We start from the raw sequence: 18339 nt of genomic DNA, 5'->3' as shown, positions 1-18339 counted from the left end.
TAATGTTAAAAGTACAAACAGACAAGTACGCACATTAATGGCATATACTATACAAATGGATACTATCAAAAAAAGACGTTATACAAACTACACCTACGATGGATGCCCTGTTGAAGCCTCATTAGAGCTAATGGGCGGAAAAGGGAAAGGCGTGATCCTGTATCATTTACAGGGAAAAACACTGCGATTTAATGAAATAAAAAGGAAACTAGTTTTCATTACGCCGCGTATGCTGACCAAGCAATTACGAGAACTCGAAAGCGATGGGCTAATTACTCGACATGTCTATCCTGAAGTACCGCCTAAAGTCGAGTACTCAATGACCCCCGCGGGTGAATCTTTAAGTACAGTGATTAATGCTCTGCAAGAGTGGGGAGAAAAATACGGGATCCCGCTATTAAATATGCAAGAGCAAGATGTAAATACAGAAGAGTCATCATGAGGAAGTTACCCAGAAACTTATCTGGGTAACAAATAACAATAAATAGGTTCAGTAGATTACAGCCCCAGCGCATATTTTAGCGCTAATTTTTTCGCCTCGCCCGCACGTTGCGCAGTCATCAAGCCAAAGTTTCTTAGCATTTTCAAGCCCGGTAAATTCTCGCTAAAGGCCATATAGAAAATATCCATCCCCGCCTGCATCACTAGATTGTCGGGTAAACGACGGCGCTGATAGCGCTTAAGCACATCCAAAGACTCCCATGTCTCAACACACTCACGCGCTTGGTAAATGACCTTCAATAACACATCGACATCGCGATAACCGAGGTTCACTCCCTGACCCGCTAACGGATTGATAGTATGCGCCGCATCACCAATCAGCACCAAGCCATCCATCACATAACGGCTTGCATGGTGACGTGTTAACGGAAAGGCGCCCGATGCGATGGCTTTTACTGCACCAAGTCGCTCAGGGAACGCTTCCGAGATAGCACCTGTGAGCTGCTCCATAGACATACTTTGCAAACGGCGAATTTTGGCGGGGCTGTCATACCACACGAGGGACGCCCAGTTATCATACAGCGGTAAAAATGCCCTTGGGCCTGATGGGAAAAACTGTTGCCATGTACGGTCTTGCTGCGGCGCATCCGTTTGGATAGTGATCAGCATACAAGATTGACGGTATTGCCAGCCTCGGCTTCCAATACCGGCCATTTTACGCACTTGAGAATTAGCGCCATCTGCGCCAACCACCAGTTTAGTTTCCAGAACGCGCCCATCTTCCAGCTCAACCATCCAGTGTTTTTGCCCATGAGGTTGATATAAATTCACCAACGTGGCTGGGCAGACTAACTCAAGGTTGCTGTACTGTTCACACTCACGCCACAATGCCAGCTGTAAAACGCGGTTTTCCACCATAAAGCCAAGCTCTGGTAAGCCTAAACTTTTGGCATCAAAAATCACATTGCTGCCCGGCTCTTCCCAGGTTTCTAATTCGCGATATGGCGCACTACGCATTGCTTCTACATGCTTCCATGCCCCTAATTGCTTTAGCAATTCAATAGAGGCACTACTGATGGCAGAAATACGCACGTCTGGCATACTGCTCGCGTCAAACTCGGTCGGCTGGGCTTTCTCAAGTAAAGCCACTTTCATCCCTTCTTGGGCGAAGCCTAATGCCGCTGCGGCGCCGGTCATTCCCGCACCAACCACAACAACATCATAAAATTCAGTTAGTTTATTCATCATGATAGCTACTATTAACTGTTTGATTTATTTAGTATACCGAAAAATTCTTACCCCCGCAGGCAATATCTACGCTCGGGCTCTGGTCACTGATGCCTCAAATGAATACAATACTCGTCAATCTTTAAAACAATAGGCAAATAGCCTGCCCTTAAGTATTTGGTGATGATATTATTTTAGCATGTTATTACTGGGTGATTTTTGCATTTAATCCAATACAGAACGCTGTTCTTAATCAAAATGCGGTGAATTTCCCCATCATCATAGGGTAGGACTTTGGATTTACAACGCGTTTCGAAGTCCCTATTTTAGACCTCGAAAACACCGGATACACGACATGTCGACAAATAAAAAGTTATATATGAAAACTTGGGGCTGCCAGATGAACGAATACGATTCATCTAAAATGGTCTCTTTATTGGAAAGCACCCACGGCTATCAACTGACTGAAATTGCTGAAGAAGCAGATCTGTTGTTATTAAACACTTGTTCGATCCGCGAAAAAGCCCAAGAAAAGGTGTTCCACCAGCTTGGTCGTTGGAAATTCTTCAAAGACAAAAATCCTGACATCATCATTGGTGTTGGTGGCTGTGTCGCATCACAAGAAGGTGATTTTATTCGCCAGCGCGCACCTTGCGTTGATATCGTTTTCGGCCCGCAAACTCTGCACCGTTTACCAGAAATGATTAACCAAATTCAAGGTAATCGTAGCCCAATTATTGATATCAGCTTCCCTGAAATTGAAAAATTCGACCGCTTACCTGAGCCTCGTGCTGAAGGTCCAACGGCATTCGTTTCTATCATGGAAGGCTGCAACAAATACTGTACGTTCTGCGTTGTGCCGTACACTCGCGGCGAAGAAGTTAGCCGCCCTTGTGATGACATTCTGTTTGAAATTGCACAATTAGCCGCTCAGGGCGTGCGTGAAGTTAACTTGCTGGGTCAAAACGTTAACGCCTACCGTGGCGAGACGTTCGACGGTGAAATCTGTTCATTCGCAGAATTATTACGTTTAGTGGCCTCTATCGATGGTATTGACCGCGTACGCTTCACCACCAGCCACCCAATCGAATTTACCGATGACATCATCGAAGTGTATCGCGATACACCTGAGCTAGTGAGTTTCCTACACTTACCAGTACAAAGTGGCTCTGACCGCGTACTCACCATGATGAAACGTGCGCATACCGCCTTGGAATATAAAGCGATTATTCGTAAATTACGCGAAGCGCGCCCAGGCATTCTGATCAGCTCCGACTTTATTGTTGGCTTCCCAGGGGAAACCACCGATGATTTCGAAAAAACCATGAAGCTGATTGCTGATGTGAATTTTGATATGAGCTATAGCTTCGTCTACTCCGCACGTCCGGGTACGCCAGCCGCTGATTTACCGGATGATGTTAGCGAAGACGAGAAAAAACAACGTCTGTATCTGCTGCAACAGCGCATTAATCAGCAAGCAATGAGCTTCAGCCGTGCCATGCTGGGAACAGTACAACGTATTTTAGTGGAAGGCACCTCACGTAAAAATGTGATGGAGCTTTCAGGTCGTACCGAAAATAACCGCGTAGTGAACTTTGAAGGCACTCCGGACATGATCGGTAAATTTGTTGATGTCGAAATCGTCGATGTTTATACCAACTCTTTACGCGGTAAAGTGATTCGTACCGAAGATCAAATGGATCTACGTGTTCATGAATCCCCAGAATCCGTAATTGCACGAACCCGTAAAGAAGATGAACTTGGCGTTGGTAACTTCCAACCCTAAAGATAGGATACTCAGTGACCGATAACAAACCTTTGCAAATCGCAACACAAGAGATTTTTTTAGAGCCCGCAGATAATCAGCGTTTAATGAGCCTTTGCGGGCCATTTGACGACAATATTAAGCAATTAGAGCGTCGTCTTGGCATTGAAATCAATCGCCGAGACAACCGTTTTAAGCTTTCAGGTAAAGCGCTTAATATCCAAGCTGCCAGTAAGATTTTACGCCAGCTGTACGTTGATACCGCGCCAATCCGCGGTGTGATCCCTGACATTGATCCTGAAAATATTCACCTTGCGATTGTCGATAGCCGAGTGCTTGAACAATCCGCAGAAAGCGTGCCTGACTATGGTAAAGCCGTGAATATCAAGACCAAGCGCGGCGTGATCAAACCTCGAACCCCAAATCAGGCGCAATACATTGCCAATATCTTAGATCACGATATTACATTTGGAATTGGTCCTGCGGGAACCGGTAAAACTTACCTTGCTGTTGCAGCAGCCGTCGATGCATTAGAACGTCAAGAAGTACGCCGAATTCTGCTCACCCGCCCTGCGGTTGAAGCAGGCGAAAAATTGGGTTTCTTGCCGGGTGATTTAAGCCAGAAAGTGGATCCTTATTTACGCCCTCTGTACGACGCGCTGTTTGAAATGCTTGGTTTTGAAAAAGTCGAAAAACTGATTGAGCGTAATGTGATTGAAGTGGCTCCACTGGCTTACATGCGCGGTCGCACTCTGAACGATGCGTTTATTATTTTAGATGAGAGCCAAAACACCACCATCGAACAGATGAAAATGTTTTTAACCCGTATTGGTTTTAACTCTAAAGCTGTCGTCACTGGGGATATCACTCAAGTCGACTTGCCAAGAGGCAGCAAATCCGGTTTAAGACACGCCATCGAAGTGTTGTCGAACGTGGATGATTTAAGCTTTAATTTCTTCCATAGCGAAGACGTGGTGCGTCACCCTGTCGTAGCGAAAGTTGTCATGGCTTATGAAGCATGGGAAGAGCAAGACAGCAAACGTCGCCAGCAACTGAAAGAAGAAAAAGAGCAACAACGTGAGCTTGAAAAGCAGGAAAATCACTAAATGAGCGATGTTATTCTCGATTTACAAATAGCGAGCGAAAATACCGACGGTTTACCCTCTGAAGCGATATTCCAGCGCTGGGTCAATGCTGTATTACCTAAGTTTCAAGCTGAAAGTGAAGTCACTATTCGTATTGTTGATGAAGCCGAAAGCCATGAATTAAATCTAACTTATCGTGGAAAAGATAAGCCAACCAACGTGCTGTCATTTCCATTCGAAGCGCCACCAGAAGTGGAACTTCCGCTGTTAGGGGATTTAATTATTTGCCGCCAAGTAGTGGAGCAAGAAGCCGCCGAGCAGCAAAAAAGTGAAGAAGAACATTGGGCGCACATGGTGGTTCACGGTTGCCTGCATTTACTCGGTTATGATCATATTGAAGATGATGAAGCTGAAGAAATGGAAGGATTAGAAACCGAGATCCTCGCAGAAATGGGTTATGCCGATCCGTATCTTGCGGAAAAAGAGTGAGCTCACTATAATTTTTAACGTTAACAAGCATTTTTAGACGTAAAACGATGTCTGTTAACGTAAAGAATATGCTTCGACGCTAACCCATAAATTGTTTCGCTAAACAAAATGTTTTAAGCTAAACAATTCATACCTAACTCTATGGGTTAGCGATTTTTCTAATTAACTGAGGAATAATAAATTAAACGCCATGAGCGACGATAACTCTTCGAGTAGTGACACCCCTGGGCCTAAGAAAGGTTTTTTTGCATTGTTAAATCAACTTTTCCATGGTGAACCTAAAAACCGTGATGATTTGGTCGAATTAATTCGTGATTCTGAACAAAACGATTTAATTGACCCGGATACCCGTGAAATGCTGGAAGGCGTCATGGATATTGCCGATCAGCGGGTACGTGACATCATGATCCCTCGCTCTCAAATTGTTACCTTAAAACGTAACCAAAGCCTTGATGAGTGCCTCGATGTCATCATCGATTCTGCCCACTCTCGCTTCCCTGTTATCAGCGAAGATAAAGATCATATTGAAGGGCTATTAATGGCAAAAGATTTACTGCCATTTATGCGTACCGACGCAGAACCATTCAGTATTGATAAAGTGTTACGTCAGGCCGTTGTTGTTCCTGAAAGTAAACGAGTAGACCGCTTACTCAAAGAATTCCGTTCCCAGCGTTACCACATGGCCATCGTTATTGATGAGTTCGGCGGTGTCTCTGGTTTAGTGACTATTGAAGATATTTTAGAGCTGATCGTCGGTGAGATTGAAGACGAGTATGACGACCAAGATGATGTGGATGTCCGCCAGCTGAGCCGTCATTCGTACTCTGTTCGCGCCTTGACTCAAATCGAAGACTTTAATGACGCCTTTGGCACGCATTTTAGTGATGATGAGGTAGATACCGTTGGGGGCTTAGTGATGCAAGCCTTTGGTCACTTACCATCCCGTGGTGAAACCATTACCATCGATAACTACCAATTTAAAGTTTCCATGGCAGATAGTCGTCGAATTTTACTGCTTCAAGTAAAAATTCCTGACGATGCCCCAGTGCCTACTTTGGATGAAGAACAGAGTTAATGAACTTATCCTCTACTTATCAAAGCCAGTGGCTACGCCTGCTGCTGGCTTTACTATTCGGAGCCAGTGGTACACTGGCTTTTTCGCCTTTTGACTTCTGGCCCGCCGCTCTCCTTTCTATTTTCTTTCTCCAGCTATTAACCCTACACAGAACCGCCAAGCAAGCTTTTGCTATCGCATTCGCATGGGGATTTGGCTTATTTGGCAGCGGCGTCAACTGGGTGTATGTCAGTATTGCTGATTTTGGCGGGATGCCGGATGCCGTTAACGTATTCATCGTTATATTGCTGGCTGCCTATCTGTCGCTGTATCCTGGTCTATTTGGTCTGCTGCTCAATAAACTCACCCCTAACGCTAATGTTTGGCGCCTAGTGTTGATGGCACCCGCGCTATGGCAAGTGACAGAGTTTCTGCGTGGCTGGGTTCTGACTGGCTTCCCATGGCTGCAATTTGGTTATACCCAGATTGATGGACCGATGAAGTCATTAGCGCCGATTTTTGGCGTTGAGATGATTACCCTGCTGCTATTTAGCATCAGCGGCTTACTCGTCCTGACAGTCATTCGTCGCCGTTTTATCCCTCTGGCTTGTGCGGCTGTATTGATGCTAGTTCCACTGTTAGCCAAAAACGTCCAGTGGTTCACACCTCTGAATGATAAAACCATGGAAGTGGCATTGGTGCAGGGCAATATCCCTCAATCAATGAAATGGGAAGCAGGCTTTTTGCAACAAACCAAAGATCGCTATATCAAGCTTTCCAGCCCTTATATTGGCAAAGCCGATATGATTATTTGGCCTGAGTCAGCCATTCCTGTGGTGGAACTGGAAAATCAGCCGTGGCTTAAAGCGCTGGACACGTTGCTGAATGAAACCAAAACGCGGTTAATTACCGGAACTGTCGATGCCAAACCCGTCAATGGTGATTCGGTATTCTATAACTCCATCATTGTGCTAGGCGATAGAAAACCCTATCTCTACCCGACTAAGAATCGTTATAACAAGCATCACTTAGTCCCATTTGGTGAGTTCGTCCCGTTGGAAGATTTACTTCGCCCGCTTGCGCCATTCTTTAATTTACCAATGTCGGGCTTTAGCCGTGGAGATTATCAACAGGCTCAATTAGCAATTGGTAATATTCATCTAACAGCAACCATTTGCTATGAAATTATTCTGGGTACTCAAGTTAGAGATAACTTCAAACCTGACAGTGACTACTTACTGACAATTTCAAATGATGCTTGGTTTGGTGAATCGATTGGTCCTTGGCAACATTTCCAGATGGCAAGAATGCGCTCATTAGAACTTGGTCGCCCGCTATTACGCGCCACCAACAATGGCGTAACGGCAGTCATCAGTGCGGATGGTTCCATTCAAGGTATTCTGCCACAGTTCCAAGATGCGGTACTGGCTGAAAAAGTCACACCAACAACGGGATTAACCCCTTATGCTCGTTGGAGTAACTGGCCGATGTGGGGTGTAGTCGCCATATTCGGTATTGTTGGATTTACCCTTAATCGTCGTCAAAAACGTCACTAATTGACGCTTTAAACCGATTAAAAATCCCCGACATCTCGATTGATGATTCGGGGATTTTTTTAACCTAACCAATTAATAATCCCTGCGTTTCTGCTATCCCAATTGAGGCAATACAGCCTGCATTAAAATTCAAATAATCATCTTCAATACCATCGGAAAAAATTACACCATTTTCAGGCATTAAAGACTCTAATTGTAATGGCGTGGTTTGCTCAATGGTGCCAAACACTAATTCCGTTCCCGTCGTTCGGCTGCGAAAAGGTTCCCTTACGCTGAATTGTAACCGTTTTTCATCCCAGCCAAACCCCTGTGATAATGGATGGGAGTGAGTCCCCGCTATCGCCTGAGCCCCCGCAATAATAGATTGAAACCATCCCGTTGACCCTAACCCTGTCGAGACAATAATTCCTGATGATGATTGAAATTCTTGCTGCCCTTGCCATTTCACCCGATAGCGTGCGGATGTATGGCTTTTAGGTCCTATAAATAGGTCGTTAACGGCTAATAGCGTTTGCCCATCATTAGTTGTTGCTTGTGCAAAGGTAACGGATTTGTGGTTCACCCTTCCAGTTAGTGTACGCTCCACCACGTCGGATAATTGCCCAATTTCAAAAGGCAGTAATTTACCATCCCAGCGTGTCGGTTCTGGGTTTATGGCGATCACAGGCTGCCCATTAAGGTATTTAAGGGTATTTGCCACTAAACCATCTTGCCCTATGACCACCACGATATCTCGCGCCGAAAACTGATAACTAGGTAACAGTTTTCTTTCCAGTAATTGAAAGCGTCCCATCGTTTTAAGAATCGACTCAGCTTGGATTAACTGCCGCTGATACACATCATGTTCAAGTAGGTAATCACTCACTTCAACATCATTATGTTCAAGGTAAAATTTTGCTTGCGACCAGGTATTGAAACGCTCAATTAATTCCTGCATACGGGTTTTACGCATCACTAACACAAAGCGAACATCATCATACTGACTCATTGTTTAGCTCCTTTTTTCATTAGCTGACCAAATAAATCTGGTGAGATATTAATTTCACCAATTTTGCCTGCGTTTTGAGCCAAGGATTCAAATGCCATCGCCATCAATTGCTCTGGGTTCATTTTCGCCAATGCCATCGCCTTCAAATTCTCCACTGGCAATTGGCTATACGCTTTCATTTTAGCTTCGATGGCATAAGCATCCGCTTCTGATTGAGTACGTTGGTTTTCAACACTCAGCGCCACCAGCTCATTACGCTTAGCTTCCAAATTAACCTGAGCTATTAACTCTTCTTGTTCAATTTCAGCACGCTCACGCAGCAATGTGCGTTCATTATCCAACCGAGCTTCTTCAATTTGCTGCTGCTTGGCTTGTACTGATAAATCCGTTTCTAATTCCGCCTCTTTGATGGTTCTTTCCTGCTCAACGGAGAATTTGCGTCTCGCATAAATCGCATCGTCAGCCTCTTTCAAAATCGACTCTCGAGCTTGAGCCTCTAATGCTTTGAGCGTTTCAGGGGACGGTGTAATAGCAGAAATTGCCACATCCAAAATTTCTATGCCTAACGATTCAAGAGCAGGATGCGCAGACAGTTGCTGAGAAACCAACATCACCAATGGCTGCCCCATGAGTAATGCATCTCGCAAATCGGTGCTTTGCGTTTTTGCTTGGATGACGGTTTGGGCGCTACGAACCACCCTATCACTCAGCTTTAACGGGTCTTCTGACGCATAAGATTTACCATCCTGGGCAAGGTTAAAATTCAAGACATCCGCTGTTTTTTCTGGGTATTTCACTTGAAATGAAATTTGCCCTTGAATACGTAAGCTTTGGAAATCCGCCGTCTGTAGATTAAAAATAAATGGCGCTTCTTGGGCGTTCAAAGGTAATGCTGCAATGGATGTTTTATCTGCGTTATACCAAAAACTTAATCCTTTACCTTGCTTACGTACTGCACCATTAATGGATTGAATAATGAATGTCGATGAATCTGATTTGAAATATTTAAAATTTAACATGGTCTACCCCACTTAGTGTCTTTGTGAAATCAATTAGTGTCTTTATGACCTTAATTAATTATTGTCCTACAGACACAAACAAGTCAACACTTAAATGTCTTAATGACACTAAATAAATTTTCGCGTATGATTTAGCGCAAGACTAAAAACGGGGAAAGGATCTTAACCACATGACAGAAAAAGAGTTTTTATCTAATTATGATCGACGAGATTATTTAACTCCTTTGCTCACGGTGGATACCGTATTATTCACTTATCATGAAAACACCTTAAAAGTGCTGCTCGTGGAACGCGCTAATTACCCGCAGAAAGGTCAATGGGGGTTACCGGGTGGGTTCGTTGATGAAAATTGTGATGCCACGTTAGACGATACGGTATATCGCAAGTTAAAAGAGAAAACGGGGGTTGTTCCTCCTTATATCGAGCAGTTATGTACCGTAGGAAATTCAGAGCGAGATCCTCGAGGCTGGTCAGTGACAGTCTGCTATACCGCACTTATTGCTCACCAAGCCTGCGAAGCGCACATTGAAAGTGTACATTCCGTTAAATGGGTCTCCATCGAAGAGATTGAAGACATGGCACTGGCTTTCGATCACTATCAGCTTTATTTACATGCCCGTGAACGTTTACGCCAGAAATCCCTTTATTCCATTGTCCCGGGATTTGCACTACCGGAAGTATTCACCTTAGCCGAGCTGCAACATGTTCATGAGGTTTTAATCGGCAAAGCTATCCAGAATAAATCTTTCCGCCGCCGTTTAGACCAAGCTGATTTACTGATTGATACAGGGGAAAAACGTCAAGAACGCGGGCGCCCAGCGAATTTATACCGCTTGAAATCCCAATCGGCTGACTATCGATTTATTCGCAATCTCGAATTTTGATGAAAGAGTTTGAGATTAGAGTTTGATAAGAAAAATGCCCTTGGTTCTGATACCAAGGGCATTTAATTAAAACGAAGCGAGCCATAAACGGCTTTTCAGCCCCAGATAACTCGTCCAGCCAGAAGTAAAACTCACCATTTCGCCTTTATCAATAATCATAAAGGTCGGTGTTGCTGTCACGCCAACCTGCGCAGCCAGCTGACCGTTGCTATCATTCACGACAGGAAAATCTAATTCCTTTTTTTCCATTCCGGCTAACAATCGAGAAGACTCCCCCGAACGCAGTGCTACCGTCACCACCGGAACTCCTGATTTTGCTAAATCAGAAACGGTTGGCGATGTGAAGCGGCAAACACCACACCATGTTGCCCAGAAATAGACTAATACTGGCTGTTTTTGGCTGAGTTCAGCAATAGAAACCACCTCACCCGTTACAAGGGTGAGTGGCTCTAATAACACGGGGGCAAGGCTTTGCGGTTTACGCCAAAAGTCCATCACCGTAAAAGCGATCACCAAAATAATCGCCAATACGAGAAGCTCTTTTGACCACTTTTTCAGTCTCCCCATCACGGCATTATTTCGCTTTGCTGAGCTGTTCTTTCACGATGCGTTCAAATTCTTGTGCATCAACAGCGCCTGGGATCATTTCATCACCCACTAACGTTGCAGGCGTACCATTCACACCCAGCATATTAGCCAGCTCAAGGTTTTTACGAATAGCTGCACGGCTCTTATCATTCGCTTTTAACTTATCATTGCCAGTTGCTTTCAGCGCTTCTTTGATGTTTGAATCAGATAACATACCCTGTTTCGCCATCAGTTTTTGGTGCAGAGCTAAGAACGCTTTTGGATTTTCTTGCCATAAGGTCATCGCTAATTGCGAAGATTCCAGTGAGGTTTCCCCTTTAAATGGCAGGTACTTGATGACAACTGCAACATCTGGGTTTTTCTTCACAATATCTTCTAACAGTGGATCAAAACGTTTGCAGTATGGGCAGTTAAAGTCAGTAAAGTTCACCAAGACTAATTTCGCGTCTTTCGAGCCAATACGTGGGCTAGTAGGATCATTAAACAGGGCATCATGCTGATCTTTTAATACCTGTTTCATTTGCGCTTGTTGTTTTTCACCTTGTTTCGCTTGTAAAGCCACAATCGCTTCTTCAAGGATCTCTGGATTCTCAACTAATGTATCGCGTACCAGCTTACGAACTTGTGCTTCTTGGTCGGCAGTCAGTGGCGCTGCATGTGCTGTGGCCCCTAATACTAGTGAGGAAAATAAAACAGCTAATATCGTCTTTTTCATTTTTCGGCTCCTTTGGCCTCAGTCATAATTGATAATACAGATTCACGATCAAGTATTGTTGACAGTATTTTCCCCTCTGTCAGATTAGGGCCATAAATCTGGTTAAACGGTACAGCCACTTGCCCTCGACGTTGCAAAAACGCCGAGATTTCAGGTGAAGGTTTTGTCCAGTCACCCCGTAGCGCGACGACATCCGGTTCACTCAGTAAGTGCTGAATTTCGTCATTAAGTAGGACATTATATTTATTCGCCTTACACGTCACACACCAGTCTGCGGTCACATCAATAAACACACGTTTATTATCCGCCAGCGCTTGTGTAATCGCATCTTCAGACAATGTTTGCCATTGAACTTTATCGGCAGCTAGCGTTTGGTGACCTTGCTGTTGGTCTATCGCCATCCAAGCAAACCCAGCACCCAGTGCCGAGAATAATAGAAATGGGAAAATTGCCGCGCGTACCCCTCGGTTCTTAAGAATAAAGAACACTAAGATTAATAAAAACAGTACGGCGATAGCGGTCGCGGTCATTGCACCAAAATGGGGAATTAATAAGCTGATTAACCATAAGCAGGAAACCAACATCATTAAGCCCAGTACAGCGCGCAACTTCAGCATCCATGTTCCCGGCTTTGGTAACGCTTTCGCAATCACAGGGAATGCCGCAATCAGTAACCACGGAAGGCTCATTCCGATACCTAATGCCGTGAAAATCAGCCACAACTCTGACATTGGAGCCGCCAAGGCGAAGGCGACAGCCGTGCCCAAAAAGGGTGCAGAACAAGGTGTCGCTAAGAGTGTCGCGAAAACCCCTTGCCAGAAATGCCCGCTATTACCCTGCCCACCTGCGGTGGCTAAACGCGTATTTGCTTTACTGCCTAGGTTAATTTCAAACAACCCAAATAAATTCGCAGTAAACAGCGCAGTAATCAGCACCATAAAGCCGATAAACCACGGGCTTTGGAACTGAATTCCCCAACCAACAACCTGCTGTCCCCATCGCAAGAATGTCATCAATAAGGCTAATAACCAGAATGAGACCAGAATCCCCGATGAAGAGAGCAAGAATTGCCGACGAATGGTATTTTGTTCACCTTGAGGAACCAATAAGACAGAGCCGAGTTTCATCGCCAGTACTGGCAACACACACGGCATTAAATTCAGGATCAGACCGCCAAGTAGCGCAAATAGAACTATCTGCCATAAACCCAACGCGTGTCCACTGTCATCCCCAGCTGCAGACCCCGTATAAGGCACGACATTGCCATGAATTTGTTGAGATAACTCACCGTCCGCCACGACAAATGAAACCGTTTTACCCACAAGATTAGGCGCTTCACCGCCCCAGTCATCGCTAACATCAATGGTGGCAGTTAACTTGTTGCCAGAATATTTTAGGGATGGAACCCCAAGGCTCGCGCCATCTACAACATCGGTAAACAGATGTGGGTCAATCCAGGTATTATCGGCTGCTTTTTGTAACTCTACCGTCAATTTATTGCCAGCAAAGCCAAATTGCGCCTGTTCAACAAGCCCACTAGCCGCAGGCACGCTACCTTTTGCTTGATTAAATGCCCAGCTAAAATCCGCAGGAGCCGGTTCAGTGAGATCCAATTCAAAAGGGTAGTCAGTTAAAATACAAACATTACTGCACGTAGATAATGTCAGTGTGCCTGACAATTTATCGAGATGCTCACTACTGGTGACTGTAATAGGGAAAACCACATCTCCCATATAACCTTGTGTAGACACGCCAGCGACATCAAAGCGCCCCGGCGTTGGCCATAGCCACTCCACGGTTTTGACAGGTGAAGACCAGCTTATTTCCGGTGCTACGCCCCCTTCTCCCGGTGAGCGCCAATAGGTCTTCCAGCCATCATCAAGTTTTACATCCAGTAAAATATCGACCTTGCCCTCATTTTGTGCAGAGCTCAGCAAGCGAACCTGTACATGGCTCGGTGTGTTTGCGGTCATAAACCCCGTGTTTGCAGGTTGCAACCAGCCTGTATCCGCAGCCTGTAAGCTGCTAGAAAATACAGTAAATAAAACAATTAACGCATTAATAAAAAAACGCATGATCCCTCCAGAATAAATAACAGCGACGAACAATAAGCCGCGGCTTTCTAATCCCGAAGATTACAGAATTGTAGATGACGCCGAACGCCAGGTGGGGAATGGCTCTCTTCACGGTTTGCTCTATATATAAATAGCCTAGTGCAAAAGATAGCGAATGCCGCTAAAGAAAGAAATATAAAAAAGAGAGGTTCTATCACAGCAGGAACAAGAGTAAGGAGTGATTTGGAACTTAATTCACACGTTGAAAGCTTCACGGGCTTGTTATTTTGTTCATTTATATCAGAAAGATAATGCTCTGAAGAAAGCTGGATTTGATTCGCTACCGCAGAAGTCTGTATTGAAGCTGATGTAAACATTGAGGCGAATAGGCGCTCCCCGACGGCTCTTTGATTCATACAAATCAACACCATCAGACAGGCAAACAGCACTAATCCTTTACCTAGCTTTATCGACCTCGTCATGTCTGTCTCAGATTATCTTCCTGAATTCACAATAATTAGCTAATTAAGTTAATAACAGGTTACATCTTACACAGGCAAATAAGCAACACAAGCACCATCATCTAACTTTACAAACAACTCTCATTTATAAAATTAACTATTTTTTGCACTTTATCCGAAAAGCGGCACGGAACTTGCTACTTACTTAATAAATGGCAAAACGAAACTATTTTGCACGATTTCGGTGCACGATAGTCGAGTTTCGGCAGTTTGTCTCTTTATTGGTGTCGCAGTTCACAACTGCCTAAATAATATGCGAGACAGCTCCCGAATTTAAAACAATTCGTTTTCAAAACTCATATTTTTTAATTACTTTTTAACAATAATAAAACATACAGCCGATGATCGTGTCATGATGAAAACCTCACGAAACATCTGCAAACACAACACCACAAAACCAAAATAAATCGAGTAATGTATCGTTAAAACACAAACCTCGAAATATGGCGGATTGACACCGATGTTCTAAAGGAGCTGTAATTATGCGTATTAGCAAGCTTGTTTTAACAATGATGCTTTTGGGTGCAACCTGCGCAGTTCAAGCAGAAGAATTAAACGGTACTCTGAAAAAAATCAAAGATAATGGTGTGATAGTCGTGGGTCACCGCGAATCATCAGTGCCATTCTCTTACTATGATAATAATCAGAAAGTTGTTGGCTACTCACAAGACTATTCCAACCTCATTGTTGATGCAGTGAAAAAGAAACTCAATATGCCTGATTTACAGGTGAAATTGATCCCTATCACCTCGCAAAACCGTATTCCATTACTGCAAAACGGCACATTTGATTTCGAATGTGGCTCCACAACGAATAACCTAGAGAGACAAAAACAAGCAGCCTTCTCTAATACCATTTTCGTGGTTGGTACTCGACTACTGGCGAAAAAAGACTCCGGTATCAAAGACTTTGCTGATTTAGCTGGCAAAAATGTGGTTGTCACTTCAGGGACAACGTCAGAAGTGATCCTGAATAAGTTAAATGATGAGAAAAACATGAAGATGCGCATTATCAGTGCTAAAGACCACGGGGACTCGTTCCGTACTTTAGAATCTGGTCGTGCTGTTGCCTTTATGATGGACGATGCCCTATTAGCTGGTGAGCGCGCAAAAGCGAAACAACCGGATATCTGGGAAATCGTAGCAAAACCACAAACTGAAGAAGCTTACGGCTGTATGCTGCGTAAAGATGATCCACAATTCAAAGCACTGGTCGATGAAACTATCTCAACTGCACAAAAATCTGGCGCCGCGGAAAAATCATTCGACCGCTGGTTTAATCAACCTATCCCACCGAAAAACCTGAATCTGAAGTTTACGTTATCTGATGAAATGAAGGCGCTGTTCAAATCACCAAACGATAAAGCATTAAACTAATAAAAAAGACAAACAGGGTGTTACTGAAGTAGGAGTCGCAAGGCGGTCGTTCCCGCCTTGCTTTCTCTTATTACGGTATTCGGGACAATCAAATTGCCCACAGGAAGTCATATTATGTCAATTAATTGGAACTGGGGGATATTCCTTGAGAATGCCCCATTTGGGAATACCACCTATTTAGGGTGGTTAATATCTGGCTTAGAAGTCACTGTCACGCTATCCATCTGCGCTTGGATCATCGCTTTTCTGGTTGGCTCATTTTTCGGTATTTTACGCACAGTACCTAACCGCTTTTTAGCCTTTTTAGGCACTGCTTACGTTGAATTATTCCGTAACGTTCCGCTGATTGTTCAGTTCTTCACTTGGTATTTAGTGATCCCTGAACTGCTGCCACAATCCATCGGCGACTGGTTTAAAATGGAGTTAGATCCTAACTACCAGTTCTTCCTCTCTTCCATGCTATGCCTTGGCTTGTTTACGGCTGCGCGAATGACTGAGCAAGTTCGTGCGGCTATTCAATCCCTGCCTAGAGGGCAGCGTAATGCAGCGCTCGCAATGGGGTTAACACTGCCACAAACCTATCGCTATGTACTGCTACCGAATGCTTATCGCGTCATTTTACCGCCGATGACCTCGGAAATGCTGAACTTGGTGAAAAACTCCGCTATCGCATCCACTATCGGGTTAGTGGATATGGCGGCACAAGCAGGAAAATTACTCGATTACTCCGCCCATGCTTGGGAATCTTTCACAGCAATCACTCTGGCATATGTCGGTATCAACTTGATTATTATGCTACTAATGAGCTTGCTTGAGCGCAAAGTGCGCTTACCCGGCACACTAGGAGGACGCTAAGATGGCTTATCAATTTGATTGGAGCTCCATTGAGCCAAGCATCCCATTCTTAGTGGATGGTTTTATTATCACCGCCAAAATTACAGCAGCAGCCATTGTGGTTGGGATTTTATGGGGAACCGTACTCGCCGTTATGCGTTTATCCAGCATTAAGCCACTGCGCTGGCTGGCGGCCTTTTACGTCAACACCTTCCGCTCAGTTCCGCTAGTTATGGTACTGTTTTGGTTCTATTTAGTTGTGCCTAACATATTACAAAATGTTCTAGGCTTATCACCAAAAAATGATATTCGTTTAATATCCGCAGTGGTAGCCTTCTGTCTTTTTGAAGCGGCTTACTACTCTGAAATTATCCGTGCAGGTATTCAAAGCATCTCGAAAGGTCAGGCAAGCGCCTCCCTCGCTTTAGGTATGACCCAAATGCAAACCATGCGTTTAGTCGTATTACCGCAAGCGTTTAGAGCGATGGTACCATTATTGCTGACCCAAGGTATTGTATTATTCCAAGATACTTCATTAGTGTATGTTCTTGGGTTAACCGACTTCTTCAGAACCGCTACCAATATTGGTGAGCGTGACGGTACGCAAGTCGAAATGATACTCTTTGCGGGACTCATCTACTTTATTTTCAGTTTCGGCGCTTCAATGCTGGTGAATTATCTTAAGAAAAGGACTGTTTCATGATTACCCTGAAAAATGTATCGAAATGGTATGGCCAATTTCAGGTGCTCACAGATTGCACAACTGAAGTCAAAAAAGGCGAAGTTGTGGTTGTATGCGGGCCATCTGGTTCTGGTAAATCCACATTAATAAAAACAGTAAATGGGTTGGAGCCAATTCAACAGGGTGAAATTTTCGTTAACGATATCCAAGTTAATAGCAAAAAAACTGACCTTGCGAAGCTGCGCTCAAAAGTCGGTATGGTGTTCCAACACTTTGAACTGTTCCCTCACCTTTCCATTATTGAGAACCTAACATTAGCGCAAGTTAAAGTGTTAAACCGTGACAAGAAAGCCGCTGAAGCTAAAGGCTTAAAATTACTGGAGCGTGTGGGATTGGCGAGCCATGCTAATAAATTCCCTGCGCAGCTCTCTGGTGGTCAACAGCAACGTGTCGCTATCGCCCGCGCGCTATGTATGGATCCGATTGCCATGCTGTTTGATGAGCCAACTTCCGCCCTAGACCCAGAAATGATCAACGAAGTGCTGGATGTTATGGTGGAGTTAGCGAATGAAGGCATGACCATGATGGTGGTAACGCACGAAATGGGCTTTGCGAAAAAAGTGGCTAACCGCGTGATTTTCATGGATGAAGGTAAAATTATCGAAGACAGCAAAAAAGAGGATTTCTTCGCTAATCCGAAGTCAGACCGCGCGAAAGATTTTCTGGCAAAAATCTTACATTAATCTCGCTTTAGGTTGCAGAAAGTCCGACAGGGCTTTTTGCAACTTTTCCCTCAACATTTCTTACCCGCACAAAATTCACCTCGTTTTTTTGATTGTCACTTTTCTGCGCTTGAAATCTCTTAAAAAATTCTCTAACGTGTTCTAAGTTCAAATAAAATTGCGAACAAAGCAAATTCCCCCTGAAATAGTTCAAGTTTTAGGTAGTAAATTGAATTATGATAGGCGATACGCTTATTATTTTGTGCGCGCTCTTAGTTTCACCAACGTATGGCGATATCAACGTATCGCCAACCACTATGTAGCACAAAATATAACAAA

18 protein-coding genes are annotated in these 18339 nt (G+C 44.2%); 11 read left to right on the top strand and 7 right to left on the bottom strand.

Going from position 1 to position 18339, the window contains the following annotated elements; translation table 11 throughout:
• The first annotated feature begins 55 nt into the window (after positions 1-55).
• Entirely contained in the window at positions 56-442 is a 387-nt protein-coding gene (locus HFU86_RS05265) for a winged helix-turn-helix transcriptional regulator (protein ID WP_187128847.1), read from the top strand.
• A 56-nt stretch (positions 443-498) separates the two neighbouring features.
• Here the strand turns inward: HFU86_RS05265 and ubiF are convergent, their stop codons facing one another.
• The gene (gene ubiF, locus HFU86_RS05260) at positions 499-1686 is read right to left on the bottom strand and encodes a 3-demethoxyubiquinol 3-hydroxylase (protein ID WP_132495116.1); all 1188 of its coding nucleotides are present in this window, start codon (positions 1684-1686) and stop codon (positions 499-501) included.
• 337 nt (positions 1687-2023) lie between these two features.
• Between ubiF and miaB the strand changes: the two genes are divergently transcribed.
• The 5 genes from miaB to lnt all read left to right on the top strand — a co-directional run bounded on the left by miaB (position 2024) and on the right by lnt (position 7617).
• Positions 2024-3454, top strand: coding sequence for a tRNA (N6-isopentenyl adenosine(37)-C2)-methylthiotransferase MiaB (gene miaB, locus HFU86_RS05255; RefSeq protein ID WP_036947639.1), 1431 nt, complete (start codon positions 2024-2026; stop codon positions 3452-3454).
• Positions 3455-3540: 86 nt separating this feature from the next.
• Positions 3541-4539: a PhoH family protein gene (locus HFU86_RS05250; protein ID WP_225577265.1), complete on the top strand. Its 999-nt coding sequence runs from the start codon at positions 3541-3543 to the stop codon at positions 4537-4539.
• Positions 4540-5007: an rRNA maturation RNase YbeY gene (gene ybeY / locus HFU86_RS05245; RefSeq protein WP_187128846.1), complete on the top strand. Its 468-nt coding sequence runs from the start codon at positions 4540-4542 to the stop codon at positions 5005-5007. It abuts the gene before it with no gap.
• 190 nt (positions 5008-5197) lie between these two features.
• Positions 5198-6082 (top strand): CNNM family magnesium/cobalt transport protein CorC, encoded by an 885-nt coding sequence (gene corC, locus HFU86_RS05240; RefSeq protein WP_187128845.1) that lies wholly within the window; start codon positions 5198-5200, stop codon positions 6080-6082.
• Positions 6082-7617, top strand: a complete 1536-nt coding sequence (gene lnt, locus HFU86_RS05235; RefSeq protein WP_187128844.1) for an apolipoprotein N-acyltransferase — start codon at positions 6082-6084, stop codon at positions 7615-7617. Before corC ends, lnt begins: the two co-directional genes overlap by 1 nt.
• A gap of 64 nt (positions 7618-7681) precedes the next feature.
• Here lnt and HFU86_RS05230 read toward each other — a convergent pair whose 3' ends face one another.
• Together HFU86_RS05230 and HFU86_RS05225 are read right to left on the bottom strand one after the other, a co-directional pair.
• On the bottom strand, positions 7682-8605 hold the full coding sequence (locus HFU86_RS05230; RefSeq protein WP_187128843.1) for a sugar kinase: 924 nt from the start codon (positions 8603-8605) through the stop codon (positions 7682-7684).
• Positions 8602-9624: an SPFH domain-containing protein gene (locus tag HFU86_RS05225; protein WP_187128842.1), complete on the bottom strand. Its 1023-nt coding sequence runs from the start codon at positions 9622-9624 to the stop codon at positions 8602-8604. Before HFU86_RS05225 ends, HFU86_RS05230 begins: the two co-directional genes overlap by 4 nt.
• Positions 9625-9794: 170 nt before the next feature.
• Between HFU86_RS05225 and HFU86_RS05220 the strand changes: the two genes are divergently transcribed.
• The gene (locus HFU86_RS05220) at positions 9795-10508 is read left to right on the top strand and encodes an NUDIX hydrolase (protein WP_187128841.1); all 714 of its coding nucleotides are present in this window, start codon (positions 9795-9797) and stop codon (positions 10506-10508) included.
• 66 nt (positions 10509-10574) lie between these two features.
• Here HFU86_RS05220 and HFU86_RS05215 read toward each other — a convergent pair whose 3' ends face one another.
• Genes HFU86_RS05215 through HFU86_RS20285 form a run of 4 tightly spaced genes read right to left on the bottom strand, consistent with a single transcriptional unit; the run spans position 10575 to position 14347 of the window.
• The gene (locus HFU86_RS05215; RefSeq protein WP_132494222.1) at positions 10575-11075 is read right to left on the bottom strand and encodes a protein disulfide oxidoreductase; all 501 of its coding nucleotides are present in this window, start codon (positions 11073-11075) and stop codon (positions 10575-10577) included.
• A gap of 7 nt (positions 11076-11082) precedes the next feature.
• Positions 11083-11811 carry a DsbA family protein gene (locus HFU86_RS05210; RefSeq protein ID WP_187128840.1) on the bottom strand — a complete coding sequence of 243 codons (729 nt, stop codon included), beginning with the start codon at positions 11809-11811 and terminating at the stop codon, positions 11083-11085.
• A complete protein-coding gene (locus HFU86_RS05205) occupies positions 11808-13886 on the bottom strand; it encodes a protein-disulfide reductase DsbD family protein (RefSeq protein WP_187128839.1) in 2079 nt (692 codons plus the stop codon). Before HFU86_RS05205 ends, HFU86_RS05210 begins: the two co-directional genes overlap by 4 nt.
• A gap of 47 nt (positions 13887-13933) precedes the next feature.
• Positions 13934-14347 (bottom strand): metal resistance protein, encoded by a 414-nt coding sequence (locus HFU86_RS20285; RefSeq protein WP_442959159.1) that lies wholly within the window; start codon positions 14345-14347, stop codon positions 13934-13936.
• A gap of 521 nt (positions 14348-14868) precedes the next feature.
• Here HFU86_RS20285 and HFU86_RS05200 point away from each other — a divergent pair.
• The 4 genes from HFU86_RS05200 (at position 14869) to HFU86_RS05185 (ending at position 18021) form a co-directional block, all read left to right on the top strand.
• Positions 14869-15762, top strand: a complete 894-nt coding sequence (locus HFU86_RS05200; RefSeq protein ID WP_154604617.1) for an amino acid ABC transporter substrate-binding protein — start codon at positions 14869-14871, stop codon at positions 15760-15762.
• A 114-nt stretch (positions 15763-15876) separates the two neighbouring features.
• Positions 15877-16617 (top strand): amino acid ABC transporter permease, encoded by a 741-nt coding sequence (locus HFU86_RS05195; RefSeq protein WP_006662330.1) that lies wholly within the window; start codon positions 15877-15879, stop codon positions 16615-16617.
• 1 nt (position 16618) lies between these two features.
• On the top strand, positions 16619-17299 hold the full coding sequence (gltK, locus tag HFU86_RS05190; protein ID WP_006660949.1) for a glutamate/aspartate ABC transporter permease GltK: 681 nt from the start codon (positions 16619-16621) through the stop codon (positions 17297-17299).
• Entirely contained in the window at positions 17296-18021 is a 726-nt protein-coding gene (locus HFU86_RS05185; RefSeq protein ID WP_036947670.1) for an amino acid ABC transporter ATP-binding protein, read from the top strand. The genes gltK and HFU86_RS05185 overlap by 4 nt, the downstream gene beginning before the upstream one ends.
• Positions 18022-18339: the final 318 nt, after the last annotated feature.

Source organism: Providencia sp. JUb39 (genome assembly GCF_012272845.1).
GTDB classification, from domain to species: Bacteria; Pseudomonadota; Gammaproteobacteria; order Enterobacterales; family Enterobacteriaceae; genus Providencia; species Providencia lanzhouensis.
The sequence above is the reverse complement of the archived record's forward strand: the minus strand, read 5'-3'. Positions and strand labels throughout refer to the sequence as shown.

Bases quoted from the DNA above. Each gene is read 5' to 3' on its own strand.
- miaB (WP_036947639.1), top strand. From the start codon at position 2,024: ATGTCGACAAATAAAAAGTTATATATGAAAACTTGGGGCTGCCAGATG.
- gltK (WP_006660949.1), top strand. From the start codon at position 16,619: ATGGCTTATCAATTTGATTGGAGCTCCATTGAGCCAAGCATCCCATTC.
- ubiF (WP_132495116.1), bottom strand. From the start codon at position 1,686: ATGAATAAACTAACTGAATTTTATGATGTTGTTGTGGTTGGTGCGGGA.
- HFU86_RS05200 (WP_154604617.1), top strand. From the start codon at position 14,869: ATGCGTATTAGCAAGCTTGTTTTAACAATGATGCTTTTGGGTGCAACC.
- ybeY (WP_187128846.1), top strand. From the start codon at position 4,540: ATGAGCGATGTTATTCTCGATTTACAAATAGCGAGCGAAAATACCGAC.
- HFU86_RS05250 (WP_225577265.1), top strand. From the start codon at position 3,541: ATGAGCCTTTGCGGGCCATTTGACGACAATATTAAGCAATTAGAGCGT.
- HFU86_RS05215 (WP_132494222.1), bottom strand. From the start codon at position 11,075: ATGGGGAGACTGAAAAAGTGGTCAAAAGAGCTTCTCGTATTGGCGATT.
- HFU86_RS05265 (WP_187128847.1), top strand. From the start codon at position 56: ATGGATACTATCAAAAAAAGACGTTATACAAACTACACCTACGATGGA.
- HFU86_RS05230 (WP_187128843.1), bottom strand. From the start codon at position 8,605: ATGAGTCAGTATGATGATGTTCGCTTTGTGTTAGTGATGCGTAAAACC.
- corC (WP_187128845.1), top strand. From the start codon at position 5,198: ATGAGCGACGATAACTCTTCGAGTAGTGACACCCCTGGGCCTAAGAAA.
- HFU86_RS05220 (WP_187128841.1), top strand. From the start codon at position 9,795: ATGACAGAAAAAGAGTTTTTATCTAATTATGATCGACGAGATTATTTA.
- HFU86_RS20285 (WP_442959159.1), bottom strand. From the start codon at position 14,347: ATGACGAGGTCGATAAAGCTAGGTAAAGGATTAGTGCTGTTTGCCTGT.
- HFU86_RS05195 (WP_006662330.1), top strand. From the start codon at position 15,877: ATGTCAATTAATTGGAACTGGGGGATATTCCTTGAGAATGCCCCATTT.
- lnt (WP_187128844.1), top strand. From the start codon at position 6,082: ATGAACTTATCCTCTACTTATCAAAGCCAGTGGCTACGCCTGCTGCTG.
- HFU86_RS05205 (WP_187128839.1), bottom strand. From the start codon at position 13,886: ATGCGTTTTTTTATTAATGCGTTAATTGTTTTATTTACTGTATTTTCT.
- HFU86_RS05185 (WP_036947670.1), top strand. From the start codon at position 17,296: ATGATTACCCTGAAAAATGTATCGAAATGGTATGGCCAATTTCAGGTG.
- HFU86_RS05210 (WP_187128840.1), bottom strand. From the start codon at position 11,811: ATGAAAAAGACGATATTAGCTGTTTTATTTTCCTCACTAGTATTAGGG.
- HFU86_RS05225 (WP_187128842.1), bottom strand. From the start codon at position 9,624: ATGTTAAATTTTAAATATTTCAAATCAGATTCATCGACATTCATTATT.